Here is a 16,151-nt window from a genome sequence, read left to right as displayed (position 1 = left end):
TGTCAGCCCGCTGGGGCTGGTTGTTGTCTTTGGCGGGCTTGGACGCTGCCCGTGGCAGCTCGTATGTGAGCGAGTTCAAAGCAACGGAACCCCAAGATCGCTCCAATTGCACGGGTCGCCGTGCTCGCGCCCGCGCATGGATGGTCTGCGAATATCCCTATTTCACGGAATGTCCCATGTATTGTTTGTGCCTACTTGGACCACCTGCTCTTCAAGGTGGTGCTCTTCGATTGCCTGGCTGTGATCGGTTGCGGGGGCGGGAGATGCGTCGGTCAAGATGGCGCCATCGATACAGCTGGTGAGGTCGTTATCAGGAATATGCTGTTCCAACGCCAATTTGGCTTTTGCCACTGCGGAATCGGCTTCTCCCAGGATCTTTGCTGTTTCTTGAACTTTTGTTGTTGCTGCGATCAAATCGCTGTTTGCCAAGGCGTGCTGTTTCTTCGCGTTGGAAAGGAGCATAAATTCAACTTGGTGTTTTGTCATGGAAATCCCGAACGAGCGATAAATTGACTGGTGCTCTGGGATTGAGAGGAAATCATCCTGGAATTTGCTTATATTAGGATCGGTTAATGAGTATTTTCCGGACTTCACGAATTCATCTTGGGCTGCATTGAGCCGATTGCTATGGAAATCAACTTCCTTGTATAACTCATCCATTCTGGCCGAGGTCTCATACACAAGAGCATGCATTTGGTCGAAATTTTTCTGTGCCAGAGACAGAGTGACGCTGGCGGTGGAGGCATCCGCGGCGGCCATTTTTTGCGCGGCAATAGCGAGCAGGTGGTCAAGTTCGGCCGTGTTGACCGCATTCGGCTTGACGGCGTGCAGCACATCAACAGACTGGGTCAATTCCATTCTTGATTCATCGAAATCGGCTTGGGTGGATTCTTTATTTTTTGATAGATTGTCTATGGTTGACTCGATGCTGGCTATTTTTTTGCTTTCCTCGTAAGAGTTTTTCTGTTCGGTATAGAGCCGGTTCCCAAGTTGATACAGTGCGGGGTCTTCCTTGATCAAAATCGCCAGACGCCTGACGTCAATATCGCCAAATTCGGTTGATGTCGTGTATTTTGAAGGGCGCTGAAGTTCTGCCAGGTTTTGATGCGTCAGCTTTTTGGTGAGAACATCAGCTTGCGACCTGATTTCTGATAAATGCTCGGCATGAAGATTAGATTTGGCCTGGTGTAGATATTTTTCTTTGTGGGCATGATCGATTTGCTTGAGGAGTTCAATGTTCTTCATCTGAGCCAACTCGAACTTGGCGAGCTGGACTTCGACTTTGCGCTGGGCGGACGTGACGGTGGAAGATGCTTGGGTGGGAGGTGACTTGAACATGTAATCAATAAAAAGGTGAATGAACGGTTTCATTGGCCTGAAGTCCCAGGCCCTCCAGAAGCAGGCGGCGCGCCGCATCTGCATGGCATGCACAAGAAGGTGGCGCCGGAATCTCGACGCCGCAAAACATGCTGCTTTGCGCGCTTCTCTATGCATGACATTGACTATGTATCTTTATAAATCGATAGGTTCCATCTGTCTGTGGTTTGACAGCTAGGCCTGCTCTGCAGGCATGCCGCGCTTCCCCAGGGTGGCGCTGTTGTCTTTGCCGGCTGGATGGCCGTGCAATCGGTAAAAATCGCGGTTGTTGCCGGTGCGTGCCATTGCTGCCTGACGTCGCCGCAATCCATTGCCCTTCCCACCTTCTCTCGAATTGATTGCCATGACGACTCTTGGAACCCCTCTCTCCCCCCACGCCACCAAAGTCATGCTGCTGGGCAGCGGCGAACTCGGCAAGGAAGTGTTGATTGCATTGCAGCGCCTGGGCGTGGAGACGATTGCGGTCGACCGCTACGAGAACGCGCCCGGCCACCAGGTCGCGCACCGCGCGCACACCATTGCAATGAGCGACCCGGCCCAGCTCAAGGCCTTGATCGAGCAGGAGCGCCCGGGCTGGGTGGTGCCCGAGATCGAGGCGATTGCCACGCCCATGCTGGAAGAGCTCGAAGCCGCGGGCGTGGTGCGTGTCGTGCCGACAGCGCGCGCCGCGCGCCTGACCATGGACCGCGAAGGCATTCGCCGCCTCGCGGCAGAAACGCTGGGCGTGCCCACCAGCCCCTACCGTTTCTGCGATTCGCTGGCGCAGCTGCAGGCCGCGATCGACGGCCATGACGGCCAGGCGGCCATTGGCTATCCCTGCGTCGTCAAGCCCGTGATGAGCAGCTCGGGCAAGGGCCAGAGCAAGATCGACGGCCCGCAGGATGTTGCCGCGGCCTGGGACACCGCCATGGCCGGCGGCCGCGTCAACCACGGCCGCGTGATCGTCGAGGGCTTCATTGATTTCGAGTACGAGATCACGCTGCTGACGGTGCGCGCGCGCGGCGTCGACGGCCAGGTGCATACCCATTTCTGCGCGCCCATAGGCCATCTGCAGAAAAGCGGCGACTATGTGGAAAGCTGGCAGCCCCAGCCCATGCCCGCCACGGCGCTCGAGCGCGCCCAGGCGATTGCGCTGGCCGTGACGCACAACCTCGGCATGGACCGCAACGGCCAGCCCGCGGGACTGGGCCTGTATGGCGTGGAACTGTTCGTGCGCGGCGACGAAGTCTGGTTCAGCGAGGTCAGCCCGCGTCCGCACGATACCGGCCTGGTCACGCTGAGCACGCAGTGGCAAAGCGAGTTCGAGCTGCATGCGCGCGCCATCCTGGGACTGCCCGTAGACACTTCGCTGCGCAATGCGGGCGCCAGCGCGGTGATCTATGGCGGCGTCGAGGGCGAGAACATGGTGTTTGACGGCGTGGAGCAGGCGCTGGCCGTTCCCGGCACCGATCTGCGCCTGTTCGGCAAGCCCGAAAGCTTTGCCAAGCGCCGCATGGGCGTGGCGCTGGCGCGCCACGACGATATCGAGCTGGCGCGCGCCCACGCCCGGCTCGCGGCCAGCAAGGTCAAGCCGCGTCTGGCCTGACGCGGCCCGACCACGCTGCGCTTCAGCAGCGGTAGTCGCTGTTGTCGCGGTCTATGAGCCGCAGCAGCGCGGTCCACTCGCGGTCCAGGTGCACGGTGTCGAGATAGGCGTAGTCGTCGTGCTGCCTGGCCGCGTGCTCGCAGACTTCGGGCGAGGGCAGCACATAGGGCTGGCCCATGGACAGCGTCTGCTGCTGGATCTCGCAGGCGCGGTTCAGATAGAACATGCGCGTGAAGGCTTCGGCCACCGAGCGGCCCGTGGTCAGCAGGCCATGGTTGCGCAGGATCAGGTGGTGCGCCTGGCCCATAGACTGCACGATGCGCGCACGCTCGTCGAGGTCCAGCGAAATGCCTTCGTAGTCGTGGTAGTTCACGCGGTTGTAGAACTGCATGCTGATCTGGTTGAGCGGCAGCAGTCCGCACTGCAGCGCGGCAACCGCCATGCCCGCGCTGGTGTGCAGATGAACCACGCATTCGACGTCCTGGCGGCTCTGGTGCAGCGCGCTGTGGATGGTGAAGCCCGCGGCGTTGACTTCGAAGCGCTGGTCGTCGACCGGCCGGCCGTCGACATCGATCTTCACCAGGCTCGAGGCCGTGATCTCGTCGAAGAACCAGCCGTGGGGATTGATCAGGAACTGGTCGTGCCGGCCCGGAACGCGCACCGAGATATGGGTGTAGATCAGGTCGGTCAGCTGGAACTTCGCGGCCAGGCGGTAGGCCGCTGCCAGCTGCACGCGCACCTCCCATTCGGCGTCGCCGATGTTGCGCGGCTGGCGGTTGGCATGCGGGTTGGTGGTGGAAATCATAAGCAGTCGGAGAAAGCGTTCGAAGGGAAGCCGGGCGAATCGCGCGCCCGGCGAGGATCAGTCGGCCTTGATGCCCGCGGCGTCAATCACCTTCTTCCATTTGGCTGTGTCGCTGTCGATCAGCCTGGCGAGCTCCTGCTGGCTGCCGCCGCCGGGGACTATGCCCATGGCCTTCATCTGCGCGCGCACATCGGGCTCCTGCAGCGTCGCGTCCAGCGCCTTGTGCAGGATTTCCTGCACGTTCTTGGGCGTGGCCGCGGGCACCACGAAAGCCGACCAGAAGATCATCTCGAAGCCCGGCACGCCCGATTCGGCGACCGTGGGCAGCTCGGGGTATTCGGGCGAGCGCTGCAGCGTGGTGATGCCGATCGCGCGCAGCTTGTTGGCCTTGACCAGGGGCAGGGCCTCGGGCATCAGGCCGACCATCAGCTGCAGCTGCCCGGCCATCAGGTCGGCAAGCGCGGGCGCGCCGCCCTTGTAGGGCACATGCAGCGCCTCGGCGCCGATCGCGCGCTTGTACATCTCGGTGGCCAGATGGTTGGGCGTGCCGTTGCCGCCCGAGCCGTAGGCGGTAGCGGGGTGGGCCTTGAGATAGGCCGGCAGCTCGGCCATGGTTTTCACGGGAACGCTGGGGTTGACCACGAAGATGCTGGGAATGGTCGCGGCCAGCACCAGCGGCGCGAAGTCCTTTTTCGGGGCGTAGGCCAGCTTGCTGTAGAGGCTGGGGTTGACCGTGAGGCCGGTCATGGTCGACAGGAAGATGATGTGGCCGTCTGGCGGCGACTGGGCGACAAACGTCGAGGCAATGACTTCGCTGCCGCCGGGCTTGTTCTCGATCACCACCGGCTGGCCCAGCCTTGCCGACAGCTTGGTGCCGACCAGGCGCGCGACCGCGTCGGTGGAGCCGCCCGCGGCAAACGGCACGATGATGCGTATCGGCTTGGACGGGAAGTCCGCCGCATGCGCGACCGACAGCAGGGGGGCGAGGGCCAGGGCCCCGACGCGGAGAATGGAAGAGAGTTTCATCGTGTAGTCCAGGAGTTGGAGAAATCGGCCCCGCCGAATGCATCGGTCGCGTTTGCAATGCCTCTTCTCAGAGGCATGTTTCATGCCCGGGCTTCAGCCGCGGGTCAAATCCGGTGCTGGTGTTCCCAGGCCGCCGCCGCCGGGCGTGCGTATCACCAGCGTCTGGCGCGGCTGTATCGGCTGCGCGCCCTTGCCCAGCAGCGGCGTGCCGTCGGACAGGCCCACATAGCCCGCGGCGCCGGCCGCGCCGCCGGCTATGCCGCGCGGCGGGTAGTCGATGCGGTCGAAGGCCGCGAGCAGCGTGATCGCGCTGCCCGAGACGTTCTCGATCAGCATGTCGACGCCGTCGCCGCCGCGCCACTCGCCCGCGCCGCCCGAGCCCTGGCGGATTTCCTTCTTCCAGAACGTCATGGGAATCGCCGACTCGAGCACTTCGACCGGCGTGCCGCGCACGCCGCTGGGGTAGGAGGTGACCGAAAGCCCGTTCTTGCCCGGGCGCGCGCCCGTGCCGCCGTTGGTCGTGACCGTGGTGGCAAACACCTTGCCGGCATGGGTCGTGCCTTGCAGGTTGATGTTCCACAGGCAGGACGCGCCTTCGGCCGGCACCTTCTCGGGCGCGAACTGGCGCAGGCAGCCGAAGACCACGTCGGGCAGCATCTGGCCCAGCACATGGCGTATGGCCACCGGCGCGGGCCGCTGGGCGTTGAGAATGCAGACCTCGGGCGCCGACACCGTGAACAGGTCCAGCGAGCCCGAGTTGTTCGGTATGCCGGGCATCAGCGCCGACATCAGCGCGAAGGTGCTGTAGGCGCTGGCATAGGTCAGCGGCACGTTGATGCCGTATTCCGACGGCGCCGACGAGCCCGCGAAGTCGACGTTGATGCTGCCGTCTTCCACGGTGACGCAGGCCGCCAGGCGCACCGGCTTGCGGTAGCCGTCGACTTCCATTTCATAGCGGAACGCGCCGCGCGGCAGTTCGGCCAGGCGCGCCAGCGCCGTGGCACGCGTCACGTCGCAGATGTAGTCGGCCAGCGCCGCGATGTCGGCCAGCGCGAACTCCTGCAGCATGGCGCGCAGGCCGCGTATGCCGATCTCGTTGCTGTTGACCAGCGAGTAGATGTCGCCCTCGGTTTCCACCGGCAGCCGGGTGTTGGCCTTGATCACGTCCATCAGCAGCAGGTTCATCTCGCCGCGCTCGGCCAGCTTCACCGGCGGAATGCAAAAGCCTTCCATGTAGACATCGCGGCCGTCGGGGCCGTAGCCCATGCCGCCCACGTCCATCAGGTGGCTGGTGCAGCACAGCAGCGCGACCAGGCGGTCCTCATGGAAGGCCGGCGTGACGACCACGAAGTCGTTGAGGTGGCCGGTTCCCATCCAGGGGTCGTTGGTGACGTAGATGTCGCCCGGCGCGATGGTCTCTATGGGGAAGTAGCGCAGGAAATGCTGCACCGACGCGGCCATGGTGTTCACATGGCCGGGCGTGCCCGTGACCGCCTGGGTGATCATCCGGCCCTTGAGGTCGAAGATGCCGGTCGACAGATCGCCGCATTCGCGCACGATGGTGCTGAAGGAGGTGCGCAGCAAAGCCTGCGCCTGTTCCTCGACGATCGCCAGCAGGCGGCTCCACTGCACCTGCATGCGCAGCTTGTTCAGTCCTTGATCGGTGCTCATGCCGTGGTCTCCGTTTCGTCAATGATTACGTAGCGCTGCGCGACCACCTGGGCCGTATAGCCGGCCGGCAGCAGCAGCGTGGTGGATTCGTCGTCAAGCAGCGCCGGGCCGGCGAAATGCGCGCCGACCGCGAGATCGGGGCGCCAGAACACCGGAACGTCCTCGAATTCGCCGCCGCCGTCGGCCAGCAACGGACGCGTGCCGGCGCGCCTCGCGGCCTGGCGTTCGCCGGTCGCGGGCAGGGCCGAAACCGGCGCGGTCGGGCCTATCAGGCTCACGGTCCAGGTCACGACTTCGATCTGCGCGTCGGGAATGATGCGGCCGTACAGCGCCTTGTACTGGCTCTCGAACCATTGGCGCAGCTGCACTTCGGCCTGGCTGTCGAGCGCCGCCGTCGGCAGCTCGACCAGCACCTCGTGGCCCTGGCCCATGTAGCGCATGTAGGCGCGGCGCACGACCCGGTGCGCGGCGGGGTTCGCGCCCTGGCCGGCCGTGACCACGGCCCGGCCCTCGTCCTCCATGGCCTGCAGCAGCGCCTGGGCGCGCGCATGGTCGAAGCCCGCGACCGGCATGCGGTGGCTGCGCACGAGTTCGTATTTCATCGGCGCCAGCAGAAAGCCCACGGCTGAGCCCACGCCCGCGTTGGGCGGCAGGATGATCTGGCGTATTCCCAGCTTGCGCGCCACGGCCACCGCGTGCACCGGCGCGGCGCCGCCGAACGCCACCATGGAGAATCGGGCCAGGTCCTTGCCGCATTCGCTGGCATGCACGCGCGCCGCATTGGCCATGTTTTCCTCGACGCGCTGCGACACCCCCAGCGCCGCGATGCGCGCCGTGCAGGCCAGGCGCTCGCCCAGCGTGCGCCCGATGGCGGCCGCGGCCGCGGCGCTGTCAAGCGCAATCGTGCCGCCCGCGAAGTTGTGCGCGTCCAGCCGGCCCAGCAGCAGGTTGGCGTCGGTGACCGTGGGACGCGCGCCGCCATTGGGGTAGCAGGCCGGGCCGGGCACGGAGCTGGCGCTTTCGGGGCCCACGGTGATGTTGTCGAACATGCCGATGTCGCACAGCGAGCCGCCGCCGGCGCTGATCTCCACCATGTCGATCACGGGAATGCGCAGCGGCAGGCCGCTGCCCTTGCGAAAGCCCGAGGCGCGATCGACTTCGAAGCTGCGCGAGGTATGGGGCTCGAAGTCGTCGATGAACGACACCTTGGCCGTGGTGCCGCCCATGTCGAAGGCCAGCACGTTCTGGCGCTCGCACAGCCGCGCCACATGGGCGGCGAGAATGGCACCGCCGGCCGGCCCGCTTTCCACCAGGCGTATCGGGAATTCCATGGCCGAGCGCAGCGTCGTCAGCCCGCCGCCCGACGTCATCAGATAGGTCGGGCAGCGAAAGCCTTTTTCCACCAGTTCCTGCTCGAGCCGCTGCAGGTAGCCGGCCATGATGGGCTTGACGTAGGCGTTGGCGGCCGTGGTCGAGCAGCGCTCGTATTCGCGCACTTCGGGGCAGACTTCGGACGACAGCGAAATGAACCAGTCGGGGTGGTGCTCGGCCAGGATCTGCGCGACGCGGCGTTCGTGCGCGGCGTTCGCATAGCCGTGGATGAAGCAGATGGCGACGCTGCGTATGCCCAGCGCCTCGATGCGCTGCATCAGCGCATGCACCGCGGCTTCGTCCAGAGGCAGCAGCACTTCGCCGGCGGCGCTCATGCGCTCGGGCAGCGTGAAGCACAGCTCGGGTGCGATCAGGGGCGCGACTTTCTCGATGAAGATGTCGTACTGGTCGAAGCGCCCTTCGTCGCCTATGCTCAGGATGTCGCGAAAGCCTTCGGTGCCTATCAGTGCGCAACGCGCGCCGCGGCGCTCCAGGATGGCGTTGGTGGCCAGCGTCGTGCCGTGCACGAAGATGTCGACCATTTCGGGCGCTATGCCCATGTCGCTCATCATCTGCAGGCTGCCGTCGATCACCGCGCGCTCGGGCTGGGCGGGCGTGGTCAGCACCTTGCGGGCGTGCATTTCACCATCGATGCTGATCACGATATCGGTGAAGGTGCCGCCGATATCGGTGGCCCATCGGATATTCTTGCGGGGCGTGGGGGAGTGCATGGATTATCTGTCCTGAAATATTGTCTAGACCGTGGGCTGGGCCAGGAATATCTTGTTCACATAAGGAACAAAGAATTCAAGTGGCAGGGTTTAATAATCCGGGTCAAATGAGTTCTGATCCCATTCCTCGCAGAATCTGGCGGCTGAATCAAAATAGGGGTGGCCGCGAAATGCCTCGCGCGCATTCGGGTCGCGGCCAATATGCTGCCAGTAATAGACGCCCTGGAACACGCCGTGGTGGCGCACCACCCAGAAGACTTCCTCCGAGACAAAGGGCTTGAGGATCTCGGCCGCCACCACCGAGTGGTTGTCGGGTGCAATCACATCGCCCATGTCGTGCAGCAGCGCGGCGACAATCCATTCGTCGGAGGCACCCGAGCGGTAGGCGCGGGTCGCGGTCTGCAGCACATGGTCCAGCCTGGATATCTGGTAGCCACCGTCGTCGTCGGCCAGGAATTTCAGCATTTTCAATATGCGGTCTGGCAGGGTCTTGCTGTATTCCTCGTCGAGATCGCTGAGCAGCTTGAACTCCGCGGGGGTGCCGTCTTTCATCGCGGTAAAATTCACTTTTTGCATTGTCTCCACCTTGGTAAAAAGTGCGCCTTCAATGGCGGACTTGAATCCTAATTTCTCTGCGAATCAAATCGCATTGGTATCGGGATTTATTCTGGATTTTTTGCAAAACGGTGACAACCAATAAAAAACATGGGCTAGGGCAAGCGCAGGTTTGCGTTCGCGGCCCAGGACAAGCGCTGGTTTACGAGCATGCGCGGCGCGGCTGGCGCGTGCGGGCCTGCGGCATACTTCTTGCGTTGCCTGACTGTGCAGCTTTCAACCTCTTCCATGCGCCATCGACTTCCGCCCCTCAACACCTTGCGCGTCTTCGAGGCCATCTACCGCCGCGGATCGATACGCCAGGCGGCCGACGAGCTGTGCCTCACGCCCCAGGCCGTGAGCCAGCAGCTCAAGCTGCTTGAATCGTCGCTGGGCCAGGAGCTGTTCGAGCGCAACATCCGCAGCCTCACGCCTACGCCGGCCGCGCACCTGCTGTACGAGCCCGTGAAGCAGGGCTTCGACTCGCTTGCCAAGGGGGTGCTGGCGGTGTCCAGCAAGGATGCGCGCCGCACGCTGGTGCTGCACGTCAGCCCGTACTTCGCGACCCAGTACCTGATCCGCAACCTGGGCAACTTCCAGGCGGAATTTCCCGACATCGACGTGCGCATGCTGATGGGCGTGGAGCTGCCCGACCTGCAGCAGCAGGGCATAGACGCGGCCATCCATTGGGGCTACGGCGGCATTCCCCTGCTGTCGGAAACGCCGCTGGTCGAGGACCTCAAGGTGCTGGTCGCTGCGCCATCATTGCTGGCGCGCCTGCCGGTGCACGCGCCCGAGGATCTGCTGCGGCATTCGCTGGTGCTGCCGCTCGCGCAGAACACGCTGTGGCAGGACACGCTGGAATTGCTGGGGGTGCCCCAGACCAACCACCAGCCCGCGCTGCAGCTGCATACCCATGATGCGATGCTCGAAGCCATGCTGGCGGGCCTGGGCATAGGCCATATTTCCTACCTCGATGCGCTGGCCCATATCCAGGCCGGCAGCCTGGTTGCGCCGTTCGGCGTCGACCTGCTCAAGCAGCTGCCGCTGGAGAAGTCGCCGCGCTTTTTCCTCTATTACCGGCCGGACCGCAAGAACTATCCCGTGCTCAAGCGGTTTTCCGAATGGCTGCAGAGTTATGTCTGCCGGCCCGAAGTGATTGGTTTCGACTCGCGCTGCCGCGCCGCGCCGGCGCTGGGCGCGGACTGAGCCTCAGCGCCGGGCGTGCCGAAAGCAGCCGGGCGCGTGGTCGTCGACCATGCCCACGGCCTGCATCCAGGCATGCACGATGGTCGGCCCGACAAACTTGAAGCCGCGGCGTTTGAGGTCCTTGGAGATCAGCGTGGACAGTTCTGTGTGTGTCGCGATTCCCTCGCCGGCCAGGGTCTGTCCATTGGTGAACGACCAGCAATACTCGGCGAAGTCTTCGCCGCGCGCCTGCATTTCCAAATAGATCTGCGCACCGCGAATCGTCGCCTCGATCTTGGCGCGCGCGCGCACGATGCCGGCATTGCCCATCAGGCGTTCGATGTCCGGCGCGCCAAACGCGGCCACGGCTTGCGGGTCGAAGCCCGCAAAGGCCGCGCGAAAGGCTTCACGCTTGCGCAGAATGATTTCCCACGACAGGCCGGCCTGAAAGCCTTCGAGCATCAGCGTTTCCCACAGCATGCGGGAATTGCGCAGCGGCACGCCCCACTCGGTGTCGTGGTAATGCTGCATCAGCGGATCCGCGCCCGCCCAGGCGCAGCGATGTACTTGGCTCATGGCGCGCGCTTAAAGCAGCGGGCCGGACGAATCGAGCCGCCGCCGGGCCGCCCCAAGGCGGCGAGGGCCCCCTTGGGGAGCGTGGGGGTCACATTCATTGAAAGGCGACTTCCGCAAAGCTGCGCAGCTTGCGGCTGTGCAGCCGCTCTATGCCGCCGGCGCGCAGGATGTCGATGGCGCGCATGCCTATGCGCAGATGCTGGTCTACGCGCTCGCGGTAGAAGTGGTTGGCCATGCCGGGCAGCTTGATCTCGCCGTGCAGCGGCTTGTCGCTGACGCACAGCAAGGTGCCGTAGGGCACGCGAAAGCGGAAACCGTTGGCGGCAATGGTCGCGCTTTCCATGTCGAGCGCCACGGCGCGGCTCTGGCTGAAGCGCCGCTGCGGCAGGTTGTCGGGCAGCAGCTCCCAGTTGCGGTTGTCGGTGCTGGCGACGGTGCCGGTGCGCATGATGCGCTTGAGGTCGCTGCCGGGCATCTGCGTCACGTCGGCCACGGCCTGCTGCAGCGCGACCTGGATCTCGGCCAGCGCCGGAATCGGCACCCACAGCGGCAGCTCCTCGTCGAGCACATGGTCCTCGCGCACATAGGCGTGGGCCAGCACGTAGTCGCCAAGCTGCTGGCTGTTGCGCAGGCCGGCGCAGTGGCCCAGCATCATCCAGGCATGCGGGCGCAGCACGGCGATGTGGTCGGTGATGGTCTTGGCGTTGGCCGGGCCTACGCCGATGTTGACCATGGTGGTGCCGCTGCTGTCGGCGCGCACCAGGTGGTAGCCGGGCATCTGCGGCAGGCGCGGCGGCGGCGTGCCGAATTCGTCGACGGCCTCGGCGGGCAGGCCCACGCGGCGCGTGACCACGTTGCCGGGTTCGACGAAGGCGCAGTACTCGCTGTCGGGCTTGGCCATTTCGGCATGGCCCAGGCGGATGAATTCGTCGATGTAGAACTGGTAGTTGGTGAACAGCACGAAGTTCTGGAACCACTCGGGCGCGGTGCCCGTGTAGTGGCGCAGCCGGTGCAGCGAGTAGTCGACGCGCGGCGCGGTGAACAGCGACAGCGGCAGCGCGCCGCCGGGCTGGGGCTGCCAGGTGCCGTTGGCGATGCCGTCGTCCATGGCCTCGAGGTCGGGCAGGTCGAACACATCGCGCATCAGCATGCGCCGCTCGGGCGTGAGCGTGCCTTCGATATGGTCGTTCTCGGCAAACGAGAAGTGGATGGGGATGGGCTTGTCGCTCAGCCCCACCTCGAAATCGACTTCGTGGCTGGCGCGCAGCAGGCGCAGCTGTTCGGCGTAGTACTCGGCGAACAGATCGGGCCGCGTAAGCGTGGCTTCGTAGGTGCCCGGGCCTTCGACAAAGCCATAGGCCAGCTTGGTGTCGGCGCGCGCCACGGTGTGGGTATGGACCCGCACCTTGGGGTAGAACGCATGGATGGGCGAGGAGGGCGTCTCGCCGGCGACAAAGCGCTGCATCGCGTCGCGCAGATGCCCGACCTGTTCGCGGTAAAGCTGCTGGATGTGGGTGAGCGCCTGCTCTGGAGTGGTGTGCCGGGTGATGGCACGGTCATGCGTGAACTGTTCCATGGCCTATTGTGCCTGCAGCTTGTGACAATAATTTTTCTGCCATTGCAGCGCCTGCTCGGCGGGCATGGGCGGCGCGATGTGATACCCCTGGGCCATTTCGCAGCCCAGCGTGCGCAGCATCTCGAGCTGCGCGGCGTTTTCCACGCCTTCGGCCACGGTGCGCAGGCGCAGGCTCTTGGCCATCTGCACGATGGCCGTGACGATGGCGGCGTCGTCGTCGTTGCCGGGCAGCTCGGTGATGAAGGATCGATCGATCTTGAGCTGGTGAATCGGATGGCGCTTGAGATAGGCCAGCGACGAGTAGCCCGTGCCGAAGTCGTCGATCGCCAGCCGCACGCCCTGCTGCTGCAGCGCATGCAGCGTGCGCTGGACCTGGGCGTCGGAGTGCATCAGCGTGCTTTCGGTGAGTTCGATGTGCAGCAGCTGCGCGGGCAGACCGGTTTCGACCAGCACCGCGGCAACGTCGCTGGCCAGGTCGGCATGGCGGAATTCCTGCGCCGACATGTTGACGGCGACGGGAACGCGCGGCATGCCCTGGGCATACCAGGCGCAGGCTTCGCTGCAGGCCTGGCGCAGCACCCAGCGGTCGATGGCGGTGATCAGGCCGCGGGCCTCGGCCAGCGCGACGAACTCCTCGGGGCTGACCAGGCCGCGCTCGGGATGGCGCCAGCGCACCAGCGCCTCGAAGCCGGCGAGCGTGCCGTCGTCGGTGCGCACCTGGGGCTGGTAATGCAGCTCGAAGCCGCCCAGCGCTATCGACTGGCGCAGCAGTTGCTCCTGGTTGAGCATGCGGCTGGCGCGGCTTTCGAGCGCAGGCGTGTAGAAGTGAAACGGTTCGTGGCCGTTGTCCTTGACCAGATAGCGGGCGGCACTGGCATTGCGCAGCAGTGTCTCGACGTTCTCGCCGTCTTCGGGAAAGATCGCAATGCCGATCGCGGGCGCGATCACCAGCTGCTGGCCGGCCACCTGGCAGGGCATCTCCAGCAGCGCGACCATCTGCCGCGTGATCAGCTCGGTTTCGGCGCGCGAGGTGCCGCCGGCGAGCACGACGATGAATTCGTCGCTGCCCGCGCGCGCGACCAGATCGGTGCCGCGCACGCAGCTGCACAGGCGCTGCGCCACCTCGCACAGCACTTGGTCGCCGGCCAGATGGCCCAGCGAGTCGTTGATCGCCGAGAAATGCTTGAGGTCCAGGCTCAGCACCGCCACTGCCAGGTTCTCCAGGCGCGCGCGGGCGATGAGGTGCTCGAGCTGTTCGCTCAGATACCAGCGGTTGGGCAGGCGCGTGAGCGCATCGTGTTCGGCAAGAAAGCGCACCTGGGCCTGGGCCTGCTGGTGGGCCGTGACGTCGCGGATCACGACCAGGCGGAAGTCCTGCGTGCCTTCGCCGTCGGGCATGGGCAGGCCGTCGATTTCCACGGGAATGCTGTGGCCGTCCTTGTGCCTGACCGTGGCCTTGTAGGAAGTGCTGCGTCGGCTCTGGATGCCTTCCAGCGCCAGCGGCCAGAATTCCTTGTCGAGGTACTGCAGCGCCGACTGGCCGCGGATTTCCTCGAGGCTGTAGCCGATCAGCCGCAGCATCGCGGCATTTGCATCCAGCACCATGCCTTCGCGGTGGATCAGAATGGCTTCATGGGTGGCCGCGGAAAACAGCCGCATGCGCTCTTCGCTCTCGTCGAGCTGCTGCTGCACCGAGCGGCCCAGGCTCAGGTCGGTGACCTGCACCACCGCGCCGCGCAGCGTGTCCTGCTCCAGGTGGGGCGTGATGCGCACTTCGATTTCGCGCGGCAGGCCCTGGGGCGAGCGTGCCTGGCGCACATAGCGCACATGTTCGCCGCGCAGGCAGCGCTCTACATGCGGGGCTATTGCCTGCCAGTTGTCAGCGCCCATGATCTCCCAGGGCTGCTTGCCGAGCATTTCGCCGGGCTCAAAGCCATAGTAGGTTGCGTACGCATGGTTGGCGAAGCGGCAGCACAGCGTTTCAGCCTCGTAATAGGCCATCATTCCTGTCGCCGCATCGATGATGAGGCGCAGCATGGCATTGCTGTCGCTGTCGCTGAGGCCGGGCGCACTGGAACTGGGTGGCATTTGCCTTCCTATGGGAATACCTGTTTATAACGTAACCAGATGCCATGACGCAATGACGCAGAGCGCCAATCCCCGACTCTACAGCCCTGCGCCGCGCTGGCCGCGCCCGACCCGGGATAATCGCGTCCATGAACGCCTCTTCCTCTTCCGCCAGTACCGGTTTCGACACCCTGGCCCTCAGCCCTGCGATGCTCGAGAATCTGCAGCAGCTGGGCTACCACCAGATGACTCCCATCCAGTCCGCGAGCCTGCCGCCCGCGCTGCTGGGCAAGGATCTGATCGCCCAGGCCAGTACCGGCAGCGGCAAGACCGCGGCCTTCGGCCTGGCGTTGCTGACCAAGCTCAATCCGCGCTGGTTTGCCGTGCAGTCGCTGGTGCTGTGCCCGACACGTGAACTCGCCGACCAGGTGGCGACCGAAATCCGCCGGCTGGCGCGCGCCCACGACAACATCAAGGTCGTGACGGTCTATGGCGGCGTGCCTTCGCGTGCGCAGATTGCAAGCCTTGAAAACGGCGCCCACATCGTGGTCGGCACGCCTGGGCGTGTCATGGACCTGATGGAGCGCGGCGCGCTCGACCTGTCGGGCCTCAACACGCTGGTGCTGGACGAAGCCGATCGCATGCTGGACATGGGCTTTCATGCCGACATCGAGACCGTGGTGCGCCAGTGTCCCAAGGAGCGCCAGACATTGCTGTTCTCGGCGACCTACCCTGAAGGCATTGCCGACCTGAGCGCGCGCTTCATGAAGAACCCGCAGCGCATCACCGTGCAGGCCCAGCACAGCGAAGGCAAGATCGCCCAGCGCTGGTATGAAGTCAGCGAAGGCCAGCGTCTGCAGGCCGTGGCCGATCTGCTGCTGCATTTCCGCCCCGAGTCGAGCATTGCCTTTTGCAACACCAAGCAGCAGTGCCGCGACCTGGTCGCTCTGCTGCAGGCCCAGGGCTTCAGCGCGCTGGCGCTGTACGGCGAACTCGAGCAGCGCGAGCGCGACGAAGTGCTGGTGCAGTTCGCCAACCGCAGCTGCTCGGTGCTGGTCGCCACCGACGTGGCCGCGCGCGGCCTCGACATCTCGAACCTGGCCGCGGTCATCAACGTCGATGTCACGCCCGACTCCGAGATCCATATCCACCGCGTGGGCCGCACCGGCCGCGGCGACGCCGAAGGCCAGGCGCTCAATCTCGCCAGCCTCGATGAAATGGGCAACGTGGGCAAGATCGAAGTGCTGCAGGGCCGGCCTTCAAGCTGGTTCCCGCTGAGCGAGCTCACGCCTGCGAGCAACGAGCCGCTGGTGCCGCCCATGCAGACCATACAGATCATCGGCGGGCGCCGCGAGAAGATCCGCGCCGGCGACGTGATGGGCGCGATGACCGCCGACTTCGGCTATGCCCGCGAGCAGATCGGCAAGATCAACGTCAACGACTTCTCGACCTATGTCGCCGTCGATCGCCGCATCGCGGGCGCGGCCGTGGCCAAGCTCAACGCCGGCCGGGTCAAGGGCAAGAGCGTCAAGGCGCGCCTGCTCTAATCCACCGCCTGCCGCACGCGCGGCCCATGTCCAGGGA

The 16,151-nt window shown here is 64.7% G+C and carries 13 protein-coding genes; 3 read left to right on the top strand and 10 right to left on the bottom strand.

The window, feature by feature from the left end; all coding sequences use genetic code 11:
* Positions 1-162: 162 nt before the first annotated feature.
* On the bottom strand, positions 163-1,422 hold the full coding sequence (locus ACSVDO_RS19120) for a hypothetical protein (RefSeq protein WP_489594067.1): 1,260 nt from the start codon (positions 1,420-1,422) through the stop codon (positions 163-165).
* Positions 1,423-1,551: 129 nt separating this feature from the next.
* A complete protein-coding gene (locus ACSVDO_RS19115; protein ID WP_489594065.1) occupies positions 1,552-1,722 on the bottom strand; it encodes a hypothetical protein in 171 nt (56 codons plus the stop codon).
* Between ACSVDO_RS19115 and purT the strand changes: the two genes are divergently transcribed.
* Positions 1,721-2,962: a formate-dependent phosphoribosylglycinamide formyltransferase gene (gene purT / locus ACSVDO_RS19110; RefSeq protein WP_489594063.1), complete on the top strand. Its 1,242-nt coding sequence runs from the start codon at positions 1,721-1,723 to the stop codon at positions 2,960-2,962. The genes ACSVDO_RS19115 and purT overlap by 2 nt on opposite strands.
* Before the next feature lie 22 nt (positions 2,963-2,984).
* Here purT and ACSVDO_RS19105 read toward each other — a convergent pair whose 3' ends face one another.
* The 5 genes from ACSVDO_RS19105 to ACSVDO_RS19085 form a co-directional block, all read right to left on the bottom strand.
* A complete protein-coding gene (locus tag ACSVDO_RS19105; protein WP_332539686.1) occupies positions 2,985-3,767 on the bottom strand; it encodes a class II aldolase/adducin family protein in 783 nt (260 codons plus the stop codon).
* 57 nt (positions 3,768-3,824) lie between these two features.
* Positions 3,825-4,793, bottom strand: coding sequence for a Bug family tripartite tricarboxylate transporter substrate binding protein (locus ACSVDO_RS19100; protein WP_489594062.1), 969 nt, complete (start codon positions 4,791-4,793; stop codon positions 3,825-3,827).
* Between the two features lie 93 nt (positions 4,794-4,886).
* Positions 4,887-6,464 (bottom strand): hydantoinase B/oxoprolinase family protein, encoded by a 1,578-nt coding sequence (locus ACSVDO_RS19095; RefSeq protein ID WP_489594061.1) that lies wholly within the window; start codon positions 6,462-6,464, stop codon positions 4,887-4,889.
* Positions 6,461-8,566, bottom strand: a complete 2,106-nt coding sequence (locus ACSVDO_RS19090) for a hydantoinase/oxoprolinase family protein (protein WP_489594058.1) — start codon at positions 8,564-8,566, stop codon at positions 6,461-6,463. The genes ACSVDO_RS19095 and ACSVDO_RS19090 overlap by 4 nt, the downstream gene beginning before the upstream one ends.
* A 90-nt stretch (positions 8,567-8,656) precedes the next feature.
* Positions 8,657-9,142 carry an HD domain-containing protein gene (locus ACSVDO_RS19085; protein ID WP_489594056.1) on the bottom strand — a complete coding sequence of 162 codons (486 nt, stop codon included), beginning with the start codon at positions 9,140-9,142 and terminating at the stop codon, positions 8,657-8,659.
* A gap of 267 nt (positions 9,143-9,409) precedes the next feature.
* On the opposite strand from ACSVDO_RS19085, the gene ACSVDO_RS19080 reads away from it, so the two are divergent.
* Positions 9,410-10,369, top strand: coding sequence for a LysR substrate-binding domain-containing protein (locus tag ACSVDO_RS19080; RefSeq protein WP_489594054.1), 960 nt, complete (start codon positions 9,410-9,412; stop codon positions 10,367-10,369).
* 3 nt (positions 10,370-10,372) lie between these two features.
* On the opposite strand, the gene ACSVDO_RS19075 is transcribed toward ACSVDO_RS19080, so the two are convergent.
* The 3 genes from ACSVDO_RS19075 to ACSVDO_RS19065 form a co-directional block, all read right to left on the bottom strand.
* Complete coding sequence (locus tag ACSVDO_RS19075; RefSeq protein WP_489594052.1) at positions 10,373-10,924, bottom strand: DNA-3-methyladenine glycosylase I; 552 nt, start codon at positions 10,922-10,924, stop codon at positions 10,373-10,375.
* A gap of 94 nt (positions 10,925-11,018) precedes the next feature.
* Positions 11,019-12,500 carry an AMP nucleosidase gene (locus ACSVDO_RS19070; protein WP_489594050.1) on the bottom strand — a complete coding sequence of 494 codons (1,482 nt, stop codon included), beginning with the start codon at positions 12,498-12,500 and terminating at the stop codon, positions 11,019-11,021.
* 3 nt (positions 12,501-12,503) lie between these two features.
* A complete protein-coding gene (locus ACSVDO_RS19065) occupies positions 12,504-14,588 on the bottom strand; it encodes a putative bifunctional diguanylate cyclase/phosphodiesterase (protein ID WP_489594048.1) in 2,085 nt (694 codons plus the stop codon).
* Between the two features lie 128 nt (positions 14,589-14,716).
* Between ACSVDO_RS19065 and dbpA the strand changes: the two genes are divergently transcribed.
* Positions 14,717-16,114 (top strand): ATP-dependent RNA helicase DbpA, encoded by a 1,398-nt coding sequence (gene dbpA, locus ACSVDO_RS19060; protein WP_489594046.1) that lies wholly within the window; start codon positions 14,717-14,719, stop codon positions 16,112-16,114.
* Positions 16,115-16,151 lie beyond the last annotated feature (37 nt).

It is taken from the genome of Comamonas sp. DB36 (assembly GCF_057914905.1).
The sequence above is the reverse complement of the archived record's forward strand: the minus strand, read 5'-3'. Positions and strand labels throughout refer to the sequence as shown.

What these genes read in the sequence shown, in the direction of transcription:
- ACSVDO_RS19120 (WP_489594067.1), bottom strand. Translation starts at nt 1,422, where the DNA reads ATGCAGATGCGGCGCGCCGCCTGCTTCTGGAGGGCCTGGGACTTCAGG.
- purT (WP_489594063.1), top strand. Translation starts at nt 1,721, where the DNA reads ATGACGACTCTTGGAACCCCTCTCTCCCCCCACGCCACCAAAGTCATG.
- ACSVDO_RS19115 (WP_489594065.1), bottom strand. Translation starts at nt 1,722, where the DNA reads ATGGCAATCAATTCGAGAGAAGGTGGGAAGGGCAATGGATTGCGGCGA.
- ACSVDO_RS19105 (WP_332539686.1), bottom strand. Translation starts at nt 3,767, where the DNA reads ATGATTTCCACCACCAACCCGCATGCCAACCGCCAGCCGCGCAACATC.
- ACSVDO_RS19100 (WP_489594062.1), bottom strand. Translation starts at nt 4,793, where the DNA reads ATGAAACTCTCTTCCATTCTCCGCGTCGGGGCCCTGGCCCTCGCCCCC.
- ACSVDO_RS19095 (WP_489594061.1), bottom strand. Translation starts at nt 6,464, where the DNA reads ATGAGCACCGATCAAGGACTGAACAAGCTGCGCATGCAGGTGCAGTGG.
- ACSVDO_RS19090 (WP_489594058.1), bottom strand. Translation starts at nt 8,566, where the DNA reads ATGCACTCCCCCACGCCCCGCAAGAATATCCGATGGGCCACCGATATC.
- ACSVDO_RS19085 (WP_489594056.1), bottom strand. Translation starts at nt 9,142, where the DNA reads ATGCAAAAAGTGAATTTTACCGCGATGAAAGACGGCACCCCCGCGGAG.
- ACSVDO_RS19080 (WP_489594054.1), top strand. Translation starts at nt 9,410, where the DNA reads ATGCGCCATCGACTTCCGCCCCTCAACACCTTGCGCGTCTTCGAGGCC.
- ACSVDO_RS19075 (WP_489594052.1), bottom strand. Translation starts at nt 10,924, where the DNA reads ATGAGCCAAGTACATCGCTGCGCCTGGGCGGGCGCGGATCCGCTGATG.
- ACSVDO_RS19070 (WP_489594050.1), bottom strand. Translation starts at nt 12,500, where the DNA reads ATGGAACAGTTCACGCATGACCGTGCCATCACCCGGCACACCACTCCA.
- ACSVDO_RS19065 (WP_489594048.1), bottom strand. Translation starts at nt 14,588, where the DNA reads ATGCCACCCAGTTCCAGTGCGCCCGGCCTCAGCGACAGCGACAGCAAT.
- dbpA (WP_489594046.1), top strand. Translation starts at nt 14,717, where the DNA reads ATGAACGCCTCTTCCTCTTCCGCCAGTACCGGTTTCGACACCCTGGCC.